Below are 18035 nucleotides of genomic sequence, written 5' to 3'. Positions count from 1 at the left end.
AGGGAGGGCACACCGAGCCCAAGCGAGGTGCCGAGTGGTGGGGCAAGAGCGTTTTGCTTACTTTTGCGCTTTTCAAAAGTGAGCCGCTGTAAAAGCGGAACCATTAGCAGCCGTGACCACAGAAACGGATATGTACTCGTTCCAAGCCAACATCCTGGTCGTCCCAGAGGCCGCCATCGGGAGCAAGCCCCCTCCCACATTGGCACCCATCTTCAGGAAGATAACCAGGTCAGGCAAGGCTCTTGCTGACCACCTCGAACACATCGCTGGACAACTCGCCCGAGCCACGAATGCGTTCCAGCTCCGCTTTCATCAGCGCTTGTCGCGCGGCGTCGTATTTACGCCAGCGCGTCAGGGGCGCCAATTGGCGCGAAGCAATCTGTGGGTTCAGCGTATTGAGCTGGATCACCAGGTCCGCCAGGAAACGGTAGCCCGAACCATCCGCGGCATGGAAGTTGATCAGGTTCTGCCCGGCAAATGCGCCGATAAGGGCACGTACCTTGTTCGGGTTCTTGATCGTGAACGCCGGGTGCTCCATCAGCGCCCTGACCCTCGCCAGCCCGCCCGGCAGGGTGCTGCCGGCCTGCACGCTGAACCATTGGTCCATGACCAGCGGGTTGTCCTTGAAGTTCTCGGCAAACACCGCCAGGGCCTGGGATTTTTCCGCTTCGAACGGCGAGTTCACCAGCACGGCCAGGGCCGTCAGGCGCTCGGTCATGTTGTCGCTGGTGTCGAACTGATCCAGGGTGGCCGTCAAGACTTCGGGCTTGCCGCTGAGCATCAGGTACGACAACGCAATGTTCTGCAGGGCACGCCGGGCAAAGTGCTCGGCCTCGGCCACGTACGGCGTTTGCCGGGACAGCTCACGGTTGGCCTGGTAGCGCAGCCAGAGGCCTTCGAACAGGTTCTCGGCCAGTTGCTTGCGGGCGTACTCACGGGCAGCGTGAATCGCATCCACATCCGCCACGTCGCTGATTTCGCTCAGGTAGGCTTCGCTCGGCAACGAGAGCATTTCGGCGACCATGGCCTGGTCCAGGCTTTCGTCGCTCAACACGGTGCGCAGCGCGTCGATCAGGCGTTGATCGAGCTTGAGCGGTTGCCCGGCCTGATGCTGGCCGATCAGCTCCTGCAACACCTGCACCGACAGTTGCTGACCGGCATCCCAGCGGTTGAAACCGTCGCTGTCGTGCTGCATCAGGAACATCAGTTGGTCGCGGGTGTAGGCGAAGCTCAGTTTCACCGGCGCCGAGAAACCGCGCAGTAGAGAAGGCAACGGTTTTTCAGCGATATCGACGAAGGTGAACGTCTGCTCGGCTTGCGTCACCGAGATCACTCGTGAGGTAGCGCCAGCCGTCGGTTCATCGGCCAGGCGCAAGGGGATAGCGCCGCCCTGCCCGTCCAGCAGACCCAGTTCGACCGGGATCACGAAGGGCAGTTTTTCCACCTTGTCCGGGGTCGGCGGGCAGCTCTGGCGGAAGGTCAGGCTGTAGGTCCTGGCTGCCGCATCGTAGGACTCGCTCACCGCCAAACGCGGCGTACCGGCCTGGCTGTACCAGCGTTTGAACTGACTGAGGTCGACGCCATTGGCATCTTCCATGGCCTTGATGAAATCGTCGCAGGTCACGGCCTGGCCGTCATGGCGCTCGAAGTACAGGTCGCTGCCTTTGCGAAAGCCCTCGGCGCCAAGCAAGGTGTGGATCATGCCGACCACTTCCGAGCCCTTTTCGTACACGGTCAGGGTGTAGAAGTTGGAGATTTCGATAAAGCTGTCCGGGCGCACCGCGTGGGCCATCGGCCCGGCGTCTTCAGCGAACTGGTGGGTACGCAGGTACGCCACGTCCTGGATGCGCTTGACCGTGGCCGAGTTCATGTCGGCGGAAAAGCCCGAGTCGCGGAACACGGTGAAACCTTCTTTGAGCGACAACTGGAACCAGTCGCGGCAGGTCACGCGGTTGCCCGACCAGTTGTGGAAGTATTCGTGGGCGACGATGGCCTCGACGCGCTGGTGCGCGGCGTCGGTGGCGGTTTCGGCGCGGGCCAGCACGGCGCTGGAGTTGAAGATATTGAGGCCCTTGTTCTCCATGGCGCCCATGTTGAAGTCGTTCACCGCCACGATCATGAAGATGTCGAGGTCGTACTCGCGACCGTAGGTTTGTTCATCCCAGCGCATGGATTTTTTCAGGCTGGTCATGGCGTGCTGACACTTGTCGATGTTTTCCGGCTCGACGTAGATGCGCAGCGCGACCTCGCGGTCGGTCATGGTGGTGAAGCTGTCTTCGACACACCACAGGTCACCGGCCACCAGGGCAAACAGGTAGGCGGGTTTCTTGAACGGGTCTTCCCAGGTCGCCCAGTGCCGACCGTCTTCGCCGGGGCCGCTGGCAATCGGGTTGCCGTTGGACAGCAGCACCGGATAGCGGTGCTGCTCGGCGATCACCGTGGTGGTGAACACGCTCATCACGTCGGGACGGTCGAGGTAGTAAGTGATCTTGCGAAAACCCTCGGCCTCGCACTGGGTGCAGAACATGCCGCCGGACTTGTACAAGCCTTCCAGGGCGGTGTTGGTTTCCGGGTGAATCTTGACCGTGGTATCGAGGGTGAAGGTTTCACGCGTGGGCTGCACGGTCAGGTGGCTGTCGTTCAACTGGTAATCGGCGTCCGTCAACGGCTGGTCGGCCAGGTTGACACTCAACAGCTCCAATTGCTGGCCGTCCAGCACCAACGGCGGCAAACCGGCGCCACGCTCGGGATTGCGGCGCATCACCAGTTGCGCGTGGACCAGGCTGTGGTCCTCGAACAACTCGAAGGTCAGGTGCGTCTCGTCGATCAGGTAGTCCGGCGCCTGATAGTCCTTCAGGTAAATCATCTTCGGTTGTTCGGTGCGCATGGGTGGCATCCTTCTACTGATGCACGGCGAGCTGGTAGGCCGTGTATTTACGAATATTGATCACGCCGGTGTCGAAGATCAGGTATTGGCCCTTGATTCCCAGCAGCGTGCCTTCGGCAATCGGATTCTTGTCCAGGTTGAAGCTGACGATCTTGGCCGGGTACTGCTCCACCGGGTAGCGGATCTCGATCGGCTCGACGTCGGCAATGGTTTGGATGGCCTGCAGGCCAAAGCGTTCCTGCAAACCGAGCAAGCCTTCGGCGCAGGCGGCGAACAGCTCATCGCGCACCTGCTTGAGGTCGACGGACTGCGCATCGCCCTTGAGCAGCGCGCGCCAGTTGGTCTTGTCGGCCACCTGGCTGCGAAACAGATCTTCGACAAAGCCCGACTGCTGGCGCGTGGCCACGCGCATGATCGGCAGCGCCTGGCTGGCGCCCTGGTCGAGCCAGCGGGTCGGCAACTGCGTGGCGCGGGTAATGCCGACCTTGATCCCCGACGAGTTGGCCAGGTACACCACATGGTCGGTCATGCAGAATGTTTCACCCCAGCCCGGATCGCGGCAGGTGCCGGCGTCGTAATGGCAGCGCTCGGGGCTCATGATGCACAGGTCACACTGGGCCAGCTTGGTCATGCACGGGTAGCAATAACCCTGGCTGAAGCTGTTCTTGGTCTTGCGGCCGCAATGGCTGCAATAAATGGCACCGAGGTATTCCAGGCGAATGTGGGTACCGATCAACGGGTTGACCGCAACCTCGGTGTCGCCAAGACGAAACGCGTATTGAACGGTCGGCTCACCGAGTTTCGCCGACATTTTGCTGACTGCACCGCGACCGATTTCAATCAATGGATCGCATCCGACTTGAACAGGATGTTCGGCACCGGTGCCGATTTCGACGCGCATTCCTGCGGACCCATGTAACCGGTGCGCTGGTCTTCGGGCAGGTTCTGCAGTTCCCAGGCGATCATCGCCTGCAACGACAGCTCGCGCTGTTCGGCGGTGAGCTTGCGGCCATCGGACCACTTGCCGATTTCCACGGCGAGCTTGAGGCTCTCGTAGATGTCCGGGGTGATGTTTTCGATCATTGCAGCAAAAGAGGACATAAGGCTCTTCCTTATCAAATAGACGATTTGCGGCGGTTGTACAGCCCGCCGAGCAAACCGGTCAGGCAACCGATAACCAGGCCGCCCACATGGGCCGCGTTGGCGATTTCGCCGAAGCCGATCATCGAGACCAGCCCCGACAGGCAAAGCACCAGCCACACCAGCATCATCACCAGCACCCCACGGGGCAGGCGATAGGCCGGGTTGGGCGCGAGTAACTGAAAGATCCAGCAATGCCCGAGCAGGCCGTACAACACGCCGGACAAACCGCCAAACAGGCCCGGGCCGCCGTAAGCGTACTGCGCGTAATTGGAGACCAGGCTGAACAACAGGGTCAGGCCCAGCAGGTTGATGCCGCCCTGGCGCGCTTCAATGCGTCGGCCCAGTTCCCAGTACCACATGCCGTTCATGGCCAGGTGCAGTATGCCGAAGTGAATCAGCATCGGCGTGACCAACCGCCACCACTGCCCGGACGCCAGGCTGTCGGCCAACGGCGTGAACTGGATGTACTCGCCCAGCACCCGGAACGGCAGGAACGTCAGCCAGGCCATGGTTTGCAGGTTTTCGCCGAGCAGCGTCACCGCGCCCACGATCAGGCTTGCCAGCAGCACCAGTGTCGTGACCGGACTATGCCGGACCTGCTGGATAAAGCCGGGGCGCGCAACCGGTGCCTGCTCGGGAATATCCAATTGCTGGTCGGGGTCGCCGGCGGGAAAGCGCTGGTACAACACGCGCACGTCGTCGCTGATGGTCTCGGGCACCCACAGCACTTGCTCACCCGCTTCCTCGCTGACGCGATGGGGCACCTGCATGCGTTGCAGCAATTTGACGAAACCGCCCAGGTCGACGCTCAGGGGCAGGCGCAATACAGCCACGGTACTCATTGGATAACCTCAGGTCGCTCAACGTCGACCCAGACGAATTTATGCGGATCCAGTCGGGTTTCCTGGTCCAGGCGATACGCTACCAGCTTGCCGTACAGCACCGCGCTGTAGTCCAGGCAGGCCAGGTTCGGGCGAATCGGCGCCGGATTGCCGCTGCGCCAGTAATGACCGACGAACAACAGCGGCTCGTCGACGCCATAGCGCAGCAGGGAATTCTTTTCGGTGGAGGACAACGGCGTGCGCGCCACGGGCTCGGGCAAGGCGTCGGGCTGGAACACGATATCGCCGTAGGTTTTCGGGTCGTCTTCCCAGAACTTGGTGCGAAAGAACGAGCGCGTCAGGCCATCGCCACCGGTCAACGTGAGTCCGTGGGGCAGGCGCATGTCGGTGCCGCGCAGCAGGCGATCGAACGCGTTGCAGGCAAAGCTGCCCGGTACGGCGGCGGCCTGCAGGAAATGCTGATCGATGCAGCCATCCGGGAAGGTCGCGCGCAACGGCTGGATAAAGCCCTCGTCCCAGCACGCATGCACCACACGGAAACGCCCGGCGTCGACAAACAGCGGCATGTCGTAGAACCAGCCGAGGAAGTCGTGCCAGTCGGCCGGGTGCTGTTCGAACTGGGTCAGCGTCTCCTGGATCAACCGCGCATGACGTGGGTTGTGCTCGCGCACGAACTGCTTGCCGCTGCCCGGCGGTGCCGGCGTGGTCCAACCCAGCGCATTGAACTCATGGTTGCCCATGATGCACAGCGCCTGGCCGGCCTCGGTCATGTCGTGGACGATGTGCAGCGCTTCGCGGATGCGTGGCCCACGGTCGATGATATCGCCGAGAAACACCGCCATGCGCGACGGATGACGCCAGGTGCCGCCCTGCTTGTGGTAACCCATCCGGTCGAGCAAATGCTCCAGCGTATGGGCGCAACCGTGCACGTCACCAATCAGGTCGTAGCTGCGCGCGGGATCGAGCATCAGTCGCCTCCGCCCCCCAAGCGGCTGCCCCAGCCCAGCTTGGTGCGGCACACTTCGTAGTAGTTGTGGTCCAGCGGATGGATCAAACGCAACTTCTGTGCCTTCTTGCTCACGGTGATGGTGTCACCGGGGGCGCAGGTGAAATGGTTCTGCCCGTCGCAGGAGACTTGCGGATAGATTTGCATGTCTTTGGACACCACGATCTTCAGCTCACTGTTGCCATCGACCACAATCGGCCGACTCGACAACATATGGGGATACATCGGCACGATCACAATGGCATCGAGCTTGGGATGCATGATCGGGCCGCCGGCCGAGAGCGCGTAGGCGGTGGAGCCGGTGGGCGTGGCGACGATCAGGCCGTCGGCCTTCTGGCTGCACACGAACTGGCCGTCGATATACAGCTCGAACTCGATCATCCGCGTGGATTTGCCGGGATGCAGCACCACGTCATTGAGGGCATCGCCCTGGCCGATGGCTTCGCCGTGGCGGCGCACTTCGGCTTGCAGCAGGAAGCGGTTCTCCACCAGGTAGTGGCCGTCGAGCACCTTGGCCACTTCGACTTCCAGCTCGTCGGGGCGAATATCGGTGAGAAACCCCAGGCTGCCACGGTTGATCCCCAGCACCGGCACGTTATGCCGCGCCAGGGCACGGGCCGCGCCGAGCAGGCTGCCGTCACCGCCGACCACGATGACCATGTCGCACACTTCGCCGAGCATTTTGCGCGACGAGGTCTGCAGGCCGTGGCCCGGCAGGATTTCGCCGATGGTGTCTTCGAGGATCACATGCAGGTGGCGTTCCAGCAGGAATTTTTTCAGTCGGCGGACGGTGTCCAGCACCTGGGTACTGCCCAGGCGACCGATAATGCCGATATTGCGAAATTGCTCCATGGGGCTCCTGCGGGCGTAGGGGTGTGGCAAAAAGAAAGGATTATGGGCGAAAGGCCGCGTCAGGCAAAATCCTTTGTCGCCGCCCGGCTGTGATGACAATGGTTCTCAGGCGCCCCTCAGGCACCTGCACGCGACTTAAGAGGCTATGCTCGCACCATGACTCTGTTCCCTGACCTGCACGCCCTGCCCCGCCAACTGCGACACCCCGAGGTGCGCGACCTGGCGTGGGTGATGCTCGCGCCCCCCATGCTCGCACAGACGCCGTGGCCGCAACGCCACCCGCTGGCGGGCAGTGACTGGGTACAGGCGCCGCACGTGCTCGACGCCTGGTTACGTGCGCTCGATCAGGACAGCCGCGCATTACAGCAGTGGCTGAGCCTGTCGCGCACCCGGCGCCTGGGCCTCTACTATGAGCGCCTGTGGCAGTTCGCCGTGCAGCATGCGCCAGGCGTGGAGCTGCTGGCGGCCAACCTGCCGATCCGCCGCGCCGGACACACCCTGGGCGAGCTGGACATGCTGCTGCGCGACCGCGATGGCGTGCATCACCTGGAATTGGCGATCAAGCTCTATCTTGGCCCACAGGACGGCAACGGCCAGGACACCGCACAATGGCTCGGCCCCGGCTGCCATGACCGGCTGGACCGCAAGCTGGCGCACCTGGCCCAGCATCAATTACCGATCTCGGCACGCCCGGAGAGCCGCGAAGCGCTGGCGGCGCTGGATATCCAGCAGTTCGATGCGCACCTGTGGCTGGGCGGGTACCTGCTTTACCCGTGGCCGGGCCAGGCCGAGCCACCGCTGGGCGCCCACCCGCAGCATTTGCGTGGGCGCTGGTTGCATCAGCGCGATTGGCCGTACTTTGTGAGCACCCGCCCCGCCGGCCGCTGGCAACCCCTGCCTCGCCATGCATGGCTGGCGCCGGCGCATTACCCGGCGGATGAGGTGTGGCGTGAGGAGCAGATGGCCGGCTGGCTGGCAGACCTGGACCCGATGGCGCCCGCGCAATTGCTGGTGCGGCTGGTGCAGAGCGGGGACGATTGGGAAGAAGCTGAGCGGCTGTTTTTGGTCGCCGATCTTTGGCCGAATGTACCGGGGGCAGGCTGATCAATCTGTGGTGTATTTAAGATCGCCATCGGGGGCAAGCCCCCGATGGCGGCTGGCCAGGCACTACTCATCATCGATATGCCGATAATCCAGCTGCAACCCGATAGCCAGCTCTCGCGCCCGTCCCAACCTGATCGGCCCGCGCTCGATATCCACCAGCAATCCCGGGCACGCCAGCAGTGGCAACCCTTCAATCGCCTTGAGCCGCCCATCGGTAATCACCAGCAAACGCTGCTGCTCTGCCGGGTAACGCTTGCGTCGCGCCACCAGCCAATGCCCCGCCTCGGTCAAGGCTGCCAGCAGCGGCGTACCGCCACCGGCGCCCAATTGCTCAAGCCAGTGCGCCAGGCTTTTTGCCGCCTTCAAGCCCTGCACCTGCCACTGCGGCGATTGCCCGCTGGCCGTCAGCAAGGCCAGGCGCGTACGTTGCCGGTAGGCGTCATCAAACACCTGCGCCAGCAGGCCCTTGGCATCGCTCAAGGCCCGGTGCCGCCGTGTGGAAGCCGAGGCGTCGACAATCACCAGCCAGAGTTCATGAGCCGAGCGGCTGCGCAGATGCCAGCGTAAATCTTCACGGCGCTGCGGCCTGCCACCGAGCAAGGTGCCCGGCCAATTGACCAGGCCCTGTCGCGCACTGCGCGCCTTGCCTTGCCTGCCGTTTTCCAATTGCCCCGCCTGGGGCCGCGCATCCGCCCCCGCGTCAGGTCGAGGGCGAATGCCTAGGGCTTTTTTGGCCAGGCGGGCACATCGCGGCGCGGGCCGGTGGGCAGCGCTGGCGCGGGCATATCGCCCCATTGGCCCTGGCCCGGCGAGGGGTCCGAGGGTTGCGGGGCTTGGCTCGGGCTGGGCGGACTGGCCGCAGGTGCCTGCTCCTGGCGTCGATGACGCAAGGCAAATTCCGCGACCGCGTCTATATCTTCCTCGGCGATAGCGTCGGCCCCGCGCCAGGCCGCATGGGCCCTGGCCCCGCGCAGCCACACGAGGTCGGCGCGCATCCCGTCCACGCCTGCGGCAAAGCAACGCTGGGTGATCTGCGCCAGGGCCTGGTCATCCAGCTCGATACTGTCCAGGCGTACGCGCGCCTGAATGCAGCGCTCACGCAAAGCGGCTTGCGGCTCGGCCCACTGTTCACAGAACGCGACGGGGTCACTGTCGAAATCCAGGCGACGACGGATAATCTGCCCGCGCTCGGCCGGCACCGTCTGCCCGCTCAAGGCCACATTGAAACCAAAACGGTCGAGCAACTGCGGGCGCAACTCCCCCTCTTCCGGGTTCATCGTGCCGATCAGCACAAAACGCGCCGCATGCCGATGGGAGATGCCATCACGTTCGATCAGGTTGGTGCCGCTGGCGGCCACATCGAGCAACAGATCGACCAAATGATCAGGCAGCAGGTTGACTTCATCAACGTACAACACGCCACCATCGGCTTTGGCCAGCACGCCAGGGGAAAATTGTGCACGGCCCTCGCCGAGCGCGGCGTCCAGGTCCAGGGTGCCGACCAGGCGCTCCTCGGTCGCGCCCAGGGGCAAGGTGACAAACTGCCCGCTGGCGAGCAGGTCCGCCAGGCCACGGGCCAGGGTGGACTTGGCCATGCCGCGCGGGCCTTCGATCAGCACACCGCCGATCCTGGGATCGATCGCGTTCAGGCACAGCGCCAGTTTCAGCTCATCGGCGCCGACCACGGCGGCCAGCGGGAAATGCGCAATATCGGTCATCAGCTGTCTTCTTCCATATCCAGCAACAGGTTTTCCAACGCTTCGCGGTAAGCGCCGGGCTCTTGCCACATGCCGCGCTGCTGGGCTTCGAGCATGCGCTCGGTCATGTCGCGCAGGGCGTCGGGGTTGTGCTGCTGCACAAACGCGCGGGTGTCAGGGTCAAGCAGGTAGGCGTCGGCGAGCAGCGCGTATTGGTGATCATCGATCAACGCGGTGGTGGCGTCGAAGGCGAACAGGTTGTCCACGGTCGCGGCCATTTCAAACGCGCCTTTATAGCCATGACGCTTCACACCTTCGATCCACTTCGGGTTGGCCGCACGGGAGCGCACCACCCGATTGAGCTCTTCCTTCAAGGTGCGGATTTTCGGCAGGTCCGGCTGGCTGTGATCGCCATGATAGCTGGCGGCCTTGTCGCCGCTCAGGGTTTCCACGGCGGCGAGCATGCCGCCCTGGAATTGGTAGTAATCGTTGGAGTCGAGCACATCGTGTTCGCGATTGTCCTGGTTCTGCAACACCGCCTGCACCTGGCTCAAGCGCTGGGCGAATTGCCCACGGGCGGCGGTGCCCTCGTCGGCGCCGCCATAGGCGTAGCCACCCCAGTTGAGGTAAACCTCGGCCAGGTCCTCGCGGCTTTGCCACAGGCGACCGTCAATTGCGCCCTGCACGCCCGCGCCATAGGCGCCTGGCTTGGCGCCGAAAATGCGCCAGCCGGCCTGTTTCGCGGCGGCCGCCTCGTCAAGGCCCGACTCAAGCAACGCCTGGCGCTCGCTGCGCACCTTGGCGGCCAGCGGGTTCATGTCATCCGGCTCGTCCAGGGCCGCCACCGCTTGCACCGCCGCATCGAACAGGCGGATCAGATTGGCGAACGCATCGCGAAAGAAACCGGAGACGCGCAGCGTCACGTCGACACGCGGACGATCCAACAGGCTGATCGGCAGAATCTCGAAGTCGTCCACGCGCTGGCTGCCGGTGGCCCATACCGGGCGCACGCCCATCAGCGCCATGGCCTGGGCGATGTCGTCGCCACCGGTGCGCATGGTGGCAGTGCCCCACACCGACAGGCCCAGCTGGCGCAGATGGTCGCCGTGGTCCTGCAGGTGCCGCTCAAGCAACAGACTGGCCGACTGGAAACCGATGCGCCAGGCCGTGGTGGTCGGCAGGTTGCGCACATCCACGGTGAAGAAATTACGCCCGGTGGGCAATACATCCAGGCGGCCGCGACTCGGCGCGCCACTGGCACCGGCCGGCACAAAGCGACCGCCCAGGGCATCCAGCAGGCCGCGCATTTCTGCCGGGCCGCAGGCATCCAGGCGCGGCGCCACAACAATGCGCAGGCTCTCGACCACCGCCTTCACCTCTTCCCAGCCGGCTTCCTCCAACTGCTCCAGCGGCCCCTCCAGCGCCTGCTCGATCAAGCGCGTCGCGTAGAGCTCCAGGCGCTCGCGGGTGTCACCGGCGGTGCGCCACAGCTGTGCGTCGAGCTTGCGCAACACCTCAGGCTGCCGCCCGGTCCACGGTTCTGCGAGCGCGCAGTCCAGCGGATCGAAACCCAGCTCGAACGCCTTGGCCAGCACCCGCAACAGGCTCGATTGCGCGCCACGGCCATCGCCACGGGGAATACGCAGCAGGGCCAGCAAGGTATCGATACGCAAGCGCCCCGCCGGCGACTCGCCAAAGATATGCAGGCCGTCGCGGATCTGTGATTCCTTCAGGTCACACAGGTAGGTGTCCAGGCGCGGTAACCAGATGTCGGCATCGGCCTCGCCGTCCAGCTCGAGTTCCTGGTCGATACGGGTTTCGCGCACCAGCTTGAGGATGTCTTTCTGCAATTCCAGCGCGCGTCGCGGGTCGAGCAACTGCGCTTCGTAATATTCGTCGGCCAGCAATTCCAGGTCGCGTAGCGGGCCGTAGGTTTCGGCGCGGGTCAGGGGCGGCATCAGGTGGTCGATGATCACCGCCTGGGTGCGCCGCTTGGCCTGGGCGCCCTCGCCCGGGTCATTGACGATAAACGGGTAGATATTCGGCAGCGGGCCGAGCAGCACGTCCGGCCAGCAGTTTTCCGACAGGCCCACGCCCTTGCCCGGCAGCCATTCGAGGTTACCGTGCTTGCCCACATGAATCAGCGCGTGGGCGCCATAGGTCTGGCGCAGCCAGAAGTAGAACGCCAGATAGCCGTGGGGCGGGACCAGGTCAGGGTCGTGATACACCGCGCTCTGATCAACCTGATAACCGCGCGCCGGTTGAATGCCGACGAAGGTCTGGTCCAGGCGCAGGCCGGCGATCATCAGGCGGCCGTCGCGGCACATCGGGTCCTGATGCGGCGCGCCCCAGCGCTCCAGCACAGCTTGACGATTGGCCTCGGGCAGGCGCTGGAACATTGCGTCATAGTCGTCCAGGCCCAGGCTTTGATGGCACGGGCGCAGGTCGAGGCTGTCCAGGTCGTTGGTGACGCCGCCCAGCAAGGCGTGGATCAAAGCGGTGCCGCTGTCCGGCAAGGTGGACGGCACCGGGTACCCTTCGGCTTGCAACGCACGCAGGATGTTCAGCGCTGCCGCCGGCGTATCCAGGCCCACGCCGTTGCCGATACGGCCGTCGCGGGTTGGATAATTGGCCAGGATCAGCGCCACACGCTTGTGCGCATTCGGCAGCCGCGCCAGCTCGACCCAGCGGCGCGCCAGTTCGGCGACAAAATCCATGCGCTCGGGCGCCGCGCGGTAGCACACCACGTCCGACTGGCTGCGCTCACTGCGCCAGGCCAGGTCCTTGAAGCTGATCGGCCGGCTGATGATGCGCCCGTCCAGCTCCGGCAAGGCAATGTGCATCGCCAGGTCGCGGGGGCCGAGCCCCTGTGCGCTGGCCTCCCAGCCGGGTTGGTTATCCTGGGCGCAGATCGCCTGGATCACCGGGATATTGCGCCGAAACGGTCGCAGGTGCGGTGCTTCCGGGCTGGATTGGGCAAAGCCTGTGGTGTTGAGTATCACTGCGGCTTGCACGTCGTCCAACAGGTCCTCCACCACCGCGAGGCAACCGGGCTCTTTCAAACTGGCCACTGCGATGGGCAACGGATTCAGGCCCGCGGCCTGCAAGCGCTGGCAGAACACATCGATAAACCCGGTATTGGCCGCCTGCAAGTGCGAGCGGTAGAACAGCACCGCCGCAACGGGGAAGTCGGCGTGCCACTGCGCCTGCCAGTCATTGAGGCGGGCATTGGCGGTGTGCGGGTGATAGATCGCCGTACGCGGCAAGGCTTGCGGTTCGGCCCAGGCGTAGTCGCGGCCCAGATGGGCACTGGCCAGGCAGCGATAAAAGTCCAGCGCATTGCCCAGGCCACCCTGGCGCAGAAAGTGCCACAGACGCTCACGCTGTTCGGCAGCGACGGTGCTCAGGCCGCTGAGTTCCGGGTCCGGACGATCATCCCCCGGCACCAGGATCAGCGTGACGCCGCGCCCGGCCAGTTCCACCAGGCGCTCGATGCCGTAGCGCCAATAACCGATGCCGCCATGCAGGGAAATCAGGATGACCCTGGCGTGACGCAGCACCTCATCGACGTACAGGTCGACCGAGGCATGGTTCTGCACCTGCATCGGGTTGGCCAGGCGCAGGCTGGGGTAATCCTCGGGCAACTGCTGCGCCGCTTCGGCGAGCAGCGCCAGGCTGGAATCGCCGCTGCACAGGATCACCAGCTCGGCGGGGGTTTGGCCAAGGTCGGCGATATTGTCGTCCGCGACGAAGCCACCGGGTTGGGTCCTGAGCAGGTGCATGGTTAAACGCTGAGGGCGGCGCGCAGTTGCGCTTCAAGGCCGGCGGCATCCAGTTCCTGGCCGATCAGCACCAGGCGCGTGGTGCGTGCTTCTTCCACGCCCCAGGCACGGTCGAAGTGCTTGTCGAAGCGCGTGCCCACGCCCTGGATCAGCAGGCGCATCGGCTTGTTCGGGATTGCGGCGAAACCTTTGACGCGCAGGATGCCGTGCTGCACCACCAATTGGGTCAAGGCGTCGAGCAACAGGGCTTCATCGGCTTGCGGCAGGTCGATGGAAATGGAGTCGAAGGCATCGTGATCGTGGTCGTCCTCACCGTCGTGGTGCTGATCATGATGGCTGTGGCGCGCGTCGATGTGCTCCTCGGAGCCGGCGCCCAGGCCAATCAGCACGTCCAACGGCACGCGACCGCTGCTGGCTTCGATGATCTTCACCGCCGGCGGCAGCTCTTCAGCCACTTCCAAGCGCACGCGGGCCAGGTCTTCGGCGCTGATCAGGTCGGCTTTGTTGAGGATCACCAGGTCGGCACTGGCCAATTGGTCGGCGAACAGCTCGTGCAACGGCGACTCGTGGTCCAGGTTCGGGTCGAGCTTGCGCTGGGCATCGACCTGGTCGGGGAACGCGGCGAAGGTACCGGCGGCCACGGCCGGGCTGTCGACCACGGTGATCACCGCGTCGACGGTGCAGGCGCTGCGGATTTCCGGCCACTGGAAAGCCTGTACCAGCGGTTTTGGCAGGGCCAGGCCCGAGGTTTCGATGAGAATGTGGTCAAGGTCGCCGCGACGGGCGACCAGCTCGCGCATCACCGGGAAGAACTCTTCCTGCACGGTGCAGCACAGGCAGCCGTTGGCCAGCTCGTAGACGCGGCCGTTGGCTTCTTCTTCGGTGCATCCGATGGAGCACTGCTTGAGGATTTCACCGTCAATGCCCAGCTCGCCGAACTCGTTGACGATCACGGCAATGCGACGGCCCTGGGCGTTGTCGAGCATATGGCGCAGCAAGGTGGTTTTACCCGAGCCGAGAAAGCCGGTAACGATGGTGACGGGGAGTTTGGCCAGTGTTTTCATCGGATGCCCTTTGGGGCGGGCATACGGGACGACAGGCCCTGCGGCGACGCGCAGCAGCGGATTTCGTCACCGGATCACCCCGCCCGGTTGAATTGAAAAATCAGTGACGAGGCAGGTCTCCTGGCTTGGGGCGTGCAGGTCTTGCGACCCATGCTGACTGCGCCTTCCCGCCGTCTCGGCAGTGGCGTGGCAGTCAACTGAACCCTTCACAGTTGCGGGGGCAGCCGCGGCTTGAACCGCGTTCCCTTCTTAGCTTCGGCCGCAGCCGAAGAACCTCGAATGTGCAAGGCTACAGGGGCTCGCGGCATTTGACTACCGTCCCCGGCCCATGCTCTCCTACTCATCTTGTTTCGGGTGCCCTTCACAGGGTGAAACGGGAAACCGGTGCGCCATAGACCCATGGCAAGTCCGGTGCTGCCCCCGCAACGGTAAGCGAGCGAAGCGTCAAATCCACTGTGCCTGTGCATGGGAAGGAGATGCTTGATAAGGCCCACTCTTTGTTCAAGAGCGCCCCTCGCAAGCCCGGAGACCGGCCCGAAAAAATCAGATAACAAACCCGCGGTGGGCGGGCGCTGTTCGAAACCCTGCGTGCCCGGCGCGTGGGGTTTGCATGCGCTCGTTTCACCCTGACACTTGAAAGGGACGCGCCATGTCGATCATCAGCAGCACTTCGCCCGCAGCCAGCGGCACTGCCACCTTGAGCCAACGCCTGACCGCCGCTATCGGTGCGTCGATCCTTGGCGCGTGCCTGGTGTATTTCGCCGGTTTCTCCCATATCGAGGCCGTGCACAATGCGGCCCACGATACCCGCCACAGCGCCGCGTTTCCGTGCCACTGAGACCTGCCGACATGATCAAGCGTATTGCCCAGACCGCAGGCTTCACCGGCTTGCTGGCCGCCCTGCTGCTGACCCTGCTGCAAAGCCTGTGGGTCGCGCCATTGATTTTGCAGGCGGAGACTTTTGAAAAGGCTCCAGCCGTGGCCGAAGTGCCCCATGAACATGCCGCAGGGGCTGCTGCCCACACCCATGACGCCGAAGCCTGGGAGCCGGAAGATGGCTGGCAGCGCGTGCTGTCGACCACCGGTGGCAACCTGGTCGTGGCGGTCGGGTTTGCGCTGATGCTGGCCGGCCTGTACACCCTGCGCGCTCCGACCCGCACAGCTCAAGGGCTGCTGTGGGGCCTGGCCGGTTATGCCACCTTCGTACTCGCGCCGACCCTGGGCCTGCCGCCCGAGCTGCCGGGCACCGCCGCCGCTGATCTGGCGCAACGGCAGATCTGGTGGATCGGCACGGCTGCGTCTACCGCTGCCGGTATTGCCTTGCTGGTGTTCGGTCGCGGCGGGTTGCTCAAAGTGCTGGGTGTGGCGATCCTTGCCGTACCCCACCTAATCGGCGCTCCGCAGCCGGAAGTCCACGCCATGCTGGCCCCGGAGGCCCTCGAAGCCCAGTTCAAGATCGCATCGCAGTTGACCAATGTGGCGTTCTGGCTGGCCCTTGGCTTGATCAGTGCCTGGCTGTTTCGCCGTAACCGCGATGAACACTACGCGGCATGACCCTCGTCGTCGGCCTGGGTTGCCAGCGCGGTTGTGACGTGCGCACCCTGCTGGAGCTCCTTGATAGCGCCCTCGCCGAGAGTGGCATTGAACGCCAGCGCATTACCGCGCTGGCGAGCATTGATCGCAAACAGGCTGAGCCAGGGTTGCTGGCCCTGGCCCGGTTGCTGAACCTGCCCTTGCAGTGTTTCAGCGCCGAAGAGCTGGCGGGCTATGAACATCGGCTGAGCCACAAATCAGCCGTCGCGTTCAGCCATACCGGCTGTTACGGCATCGCCGAAAGCGCCGCGCTGGCCCTGGCCGAACAACTCGCCCACGGCCCGGCCCGCCTGCTGATTACCCGCAGGAAAACCGCCCAGGCTACCTTTGCATTAGCCTGCGCCGGTTAAAATCCCGATAATTGCCGCTCTCGATCATGAGCAACTTTCATGCTCGCCCGTTTTACAACAGGAATTCCCCATGACCGTCTACTTCATCGGCGCCGGCCCCGGCGACCCGGAACTGATTACCGTCAAGGGCCAGCGGCTGATCCGCAGTTGCCCGGTGATCATCTACGCCGGCTCGCTGGTGCCTGCGGCGGTGCTCGAAGGTCATCAGGCGCACCAGGTGGTCAACAGCGCCGAGCTGCACCTGGAACAGATCATCGACTTGATCAAGGCCGCCCATGCGCAAGGCCAGGATGTGGCGCGCGTGCACTCCGGCGACCCAAGCCTGTATGGGGCGATTGGCGAGCAGATTCGCCATTTGCGTGAGCTGGGCATCCCCTTCCAGATCATTCCCGGCGTCACCGCAGTGGCGGCCTGCGCGGCGCTGCTGGAAACCGAGCTGACCCTGCCGGACATCGCCCAGAGCGTGATCCTGACCCGCTATGCCGATAAAACCAGCATGCCTGCCGGCGAGGACTTCGACAGCCTGGCCCGCCACGGCACGACCATGGCGATTCACCTGGGAGTCAATCACCTGGAGAAGATCGTCGCCGAGCTGCTGCCGCACTATGGCGCCGATTGCCCGATCGCCGTGGTGCACCGCGCGACCTGGCCGGATCAGGATTGGGTGGTGGGAACATTGGCGGATATCGCCGAAAAAGTCGCGGCCAAGGGGTTTCGGCGTACCGCGTTGATTGTGGTGGGTCGAGTGCTGGCCAGTGACACGTTCAGTGAGTCGTCACTGTATCGGGCGGGGCATGCGCACCTGTACCGACCTTGAGTTTCCACTTCACAAAACCCAATCAATCCGCTGATTTAAATGAATAAAACAAATAAAACTGTAGGAGCGAGCTTGCTCGCGAAAAACCTCAACGATAACGCGCGCTCCCTGAATCAACGCGGCGCCTGTGAGTTTTTCGCGAGCAAGCTCGCTCCTACAATTTTGGGCAAGCTCCCTCCCACACTTGATCCTTGTTTTTTCAAGCATAAAAAAACGGCGCTCACGGGGCGCCGTTTTTTCGTCGCAGTGAACACCTTACTCAGTAGTAGGCGTTTTCTTTCTGCGTGTGGTCGGTCACGTCACGTACACCCTTGAGCTCGGGAATGCGTTCGAGCAGGGTGCGCTCGATGCCTTCACGCAGGGTCACGTCCGCCTGGCCGCAGCCCTGGCAACCGCCGCCGAACTTCAATACGGCGATACCGTCATCCACCACATCGATCAGGCTCACCTGGCCGCCGTGGCTGGCCAGCCCCGGGTTGATCTCGGTTTGCAGGTAGTAGTTGATACGCTCGTTGACCGGGCTGTCGGCGTTGACGTTCGGCACCTTGGCATTGGGCGCCTTGATGGTCAATTGGCCACCCATACGATCAGTGGCGTAGTCGACCACGGCATCGTCAAGGAAGGCTTCGCTGAAGGCATCGATGTACGCGGTGAAGCTCTTGAGCCCCAATGCGGTGTCTTCAGGCTTCTCTTCCCCAGGCTTGCAGTAGGCAATGCAAGTCTCGGCGTACTGGGTACCAGGCTGGGTAATAAAGACGCGGATACCGATACCCGGGGTGTTCTGCTTGGACAGCAGGTCAGCCAGGTAATCGTGGGCGGCGTCGGTAATGGTTATGGCAGTCATGGAAACTCCTCACAGGCTTGCCGGCAGTTTACGCCAAATTATTACGCAGGTACA

The 18035-nt window shown here is 63.7% G+C and carries 16 protein-coding genes and 2 riboswitches; of the genes, 5 read left to right on the top strand and 11 right to left on the bottom strand.

The window, feature by feature from the left end:
- Nucleotides 1-229 precede the first annotated feature (229 nt).
- Genes pepN through BFP89_RS09715 form a run of 6 tightly spaced genes read right to left on the bottom strand, consistent with a single transcriptional unit; the run spans nt 230 to nt 6730 of the window.
- Nucleotides 230-2887, bottom strand: coding sequence for an aminopeptidase N (gene pepN, locus BFP89_RS09740; protein WP_065885277.1), 2658 nt, complete (start codon nt 2885-2887; stop codon nt 230-232).
- 13 nt (nt 2888-2900) lie between these two features.
- Entirely contained in the window at nt 2901-3731 is an 831-nt protein-coding gene (locus BFP89_RS09735) for a DUF2797 domain-containing protein (protein WP_065885276.1), read from the bottom strand.
- A complete protein-coding gene (locus tag BFP89_RS09730) occupies nt 3728-3988 on the bottom strand; it encodes a YeaC family protein (RefSeq protein ID WP_065885275.1) in 261 nt (86 codons plus the stop codon). The genes BFP89_RS09735 and BFP89_RS09730 overlap by 4 nt, the downstream gene beginning before the upstream one ends.
- 14 nt (nt 3989-4002) lie before the next feature.
- Nucleotides 4003-4872, bottom strand: coding sequence for a rhomboid family intramembrane serine protease (locus tag BFP89_RS09725; RefSeq protein WP_065885274.1), 870 nt, complete (start codon nt 4870-4872; stop codon nt 4003-4005).
- Nucleotides 4869-5843: a metallophosphoesterase gene (locus BFP89_RS09720; RefSeq protein WP_163001615.1), complete on the bottom strand. Its 975-nt coding sequence runs from the start codon at nt 5841-5843 to the stop codon at nt 4869-4871. The genes BFP89_RS09725 and BFP89_RS09720 overlap by 4 nt, the downstream gene beginning before the upstream one ends.
- Nucleotides 5840-6730, bottom strand: a complete 891-nt coding sequence (locus tag BFP89_RS09715) for an NAD(+) kinase (RefSeq protein WP_057725186.1) — start codon at nt 6728-6730, stop codon at nt 5840-5842. The genes BFP89_RS09720 and BFP89_RS09715 overlap by 4 nt, the downstream gene beginning before the upstream one ends.
- 156 nt (nt 6731-6886) lie before the next feature.
- Here BFP89_RS09715 and BFP89_RS09710 point away from each other — a divergent pair, with 156 nt between their 5' ends.
- Nucleotides 6887-7834, top strand: coding sequence for a DUF1853 family protein (locus tag BFP89_RS09710; protein WP_065885272.1), 948 nt, complete (start codon nt 6887-6889; stop codon nt 7832-7834).
- A gap of 63 nt (nt 7835-7897) precedes the next feature.
- On the opposite strand, the gene BFP89_RS09705 is transcribed toward BFP89_RS09710, so the two are convergent.
- The 4 genes from BFP89_RS09705 to cobW are packed head-to-tail and all read right to left on the bottom strand — an operon-like array spanning nt 7898 to nt 14377.
- The gene (locus tag BFP89_RS09705; RefSeq protein WP_065885271.1) at nt 7898-8500 is read right to left on the bottom strand and encodes a vWA domain-containing protein; all 603 of its coding nucleotides are present in this window, start codon (nt 8498-8500) and stop codon (nt 7898-7900) included.
- Nucleotides 8501-8553: 53 nt separating this feature from the next.
- The gene (locus BFP89_RS09700; RefSeq protein ID WP_065885270.1) at nt 8554-9552 is read right to left on the bottom strand and encodes an ATP-binding protein; all 999 of its coding nucleotides are present in this window, start codon (nt 9550-9552) and stop codon (nt 8554-8556) included.
- Complete coding sequence (gene cobN, locus BFP89_RS09695) at nt 9552-13313, bottom strand: cobaltochelatase subunit CobN (protein ID WP_065885269.1); 3762 nt, start codon at nt 13311-13313, stop codon at nt 9552-9554. The genes BFP89_RS09700 and cobN overlap by 1 nt, the downstream gene beginning before the upstream one ends.
- A 2-nt stretch (nt 13314-13315) precedes the next feature.
- Entirely contained in the window at nt 13316-14377 is a 1062-nt protein-coding gene (gene cobW, locus BFP89_RS09690; protein WP_065885268.1) for a cobalamin biosynthesis protein CobW, read from the bottom strand.
- Nucleotides 14378-14469: 92 nt separating this feature from the next.
- Nucleotides 14470-14670: riboswitch (cobalamin riboswitch) on the bottom strand.
- A gap of 42 nt (nt 14671-14712) precedes the next feature.
- A riboswitch (cobalamin riboswitch) is annotated at nt 14713-14930 on the top strand.
- 96 nt (nt 14931-15026) lie between these two features.
- Between cobW and BFP89_RS09685 the strand changes: the two genes are divergently transcribed.
- From BFP89_RS09685 to cobM, 4 genes are all read left to right on the top strand, one after another.
- On the top strand, nt 15027-15215 hold the full coding sequence (locus BFP89_RS09685) for a CbtB domain-containing protein (protein WP_065885267.1): 189 nt from the start codon (nt 15027-15029) through the stop codon (nt 15213-15215).
- A gap of 11 nt (nt 15216-15226) precedes the next feature.
- Entirely contained in the window at nt 15227-15931 is a 705-nt protein-coding gene (locus BFP89_RS09680) for a CbtA family protein (protein ID WP_065885266.1), read from the top strand.
- Nucleotides 15928-16320, top strand: a complete 393-nt coding sequence (locus BFP89_RS09675; RefSeq protein WP_065885265.1) for a cobalamin biosynthesis protein — start codon at nt 15928-15930, stop codon at nt 16318-16320. Before BFP89_RS09680 ends, BFP89_RS09675 begins: the two co-directional genes overlap by 4 nt.
- A gap of 70 nt (nt 16321-16390) precedes the next feature.
- Nucleotides 16391-17137: a precorrin-4 C(11)-methyltransferase gene (gene cobM / locus BFP89_RS09670; protein ID WP_065885264.1), complete on the top strand. Its 747-nt coding sequence runs from the start codon at nt 16391-16393 to the stop codon at nt 17135-17137.
- Nucleotides 17138-17396: 259 nt separating this feature from the next.
- Here the strand turns inward: cobM and nfuA are convergent, their stop codons facing one another.
- Nucleotides 17397-17981: a Fe-S biogenesis protein NfuA gene (nfuA, locus tag BFP89_RS09665; RefSeq protein WP_003190728.1), complete on the bottom strand. Its 585-nt coding sequence runs from the start codon at nt 17979-17981 to the stop codon at nt 17397-17399.
- Nucleotides 17982-18035: the final 54 nt, after the last annotated feature.

Source organism: Pseudomonas sp. 31 R 17, from assembly GCF_900004915.1.
Taxonomy (GTDB): domain Bacteria; phylum Pseudomonadota; class Gammaproteobacteria; order Pseudomonadales; family Pseudomonadaceae; genus Aquipseudomonas; species Aquipseudomonas orientalis_A.
This window is presented reverse-complemented; position numbering and strand designations above follow the sequence as displayed.

Coding starts and splice junctions, on each gene's coding strand:
- BFP89_RS09725 (WP_065885274.1), bottom strand. CDS start 4,872: ATGAGTACCGTGGCTGTATTGCGCCTGCCCCTGAGCGTCGACCTGGGC.
- BFP89_RS09685 (WP_065885267.1), top strand. CDS start 15,027: ATGTCGATCATCAGCAGCACTTCGCCCGCAGCCAGCGGCACTGCCACC.
- nfuA (WP_003190728.1), bottom strand. CDS start 17,981: ATGACTGCCATAACCATTACCGACGCCGCCCACGATTACCTGGCTGAC.
- BFP89_RS09675 (WP_065885265.1), top strand. CDS start 15,928: ATGACCCTCGTCGTCGGCCTGGGTTGCCAGCGCGGTTGTGACGTGCGC.
- BFP89_RS09715 (WP_057725186.1), bottom strand. CDS start 6,730: ATGGAGCAATTTCGCAATATCGGCATTATCGGTCGCCTGGGCAGTACC.
- cobM (WP_065885264.1), top strand. CDS start 16,391: ATGACCGTCTACTTCATCGGCGCCGGCCCCGGCGACCCGGAACTGATT.
- cobN (WP_065885269.1), bottom strand. CDS start 13,313: ATGCACCTGCTCAGGACCCAACCCGGTGGCTTCGTCGCGGACGACAAT.
- BFP89_RS09710 (WP_065885272.1), top strand. CDS start 6,887: ATGACTCTGTTCCCTGACCTGCACGCCCTGCCCCGCCAACTGCGACAC.
- cobW (WP_065885268.1), bottom strand. CDS start 14,377: ATGAAAACACTGGCCAAACTCCCCGTCACCATCGTTACCGGCTTTCTC.
- pepN (WP_065885277.1), bottom strand. CDS start 2,887: ATGCGCACCGAACAACCGAAGATGATTTACCTGAAGGACTATCAGGCG.
- BFP89_RS09730 (WP_065885275.1), bottom strand. CDS start 3,988: ATGTCCTCTTTTGCTGCAATGATCGAAAACATCACCCCGGACATCTAC.
- BFP89_RS09700 (WP_065885270.1), bottom strand. CDS start 9,552: ATGACCGATATTGCGCATTTCCCGCTGGCCGCCGTGGTCGGCGCCGAT.
- BFP89_RS09680 (WP_065885266.1), top strand. CDS start 15,227: ATGATCAAGCGTATTGCCCAGACCGCAGGCTTCACCGGCTTGCTGGCC.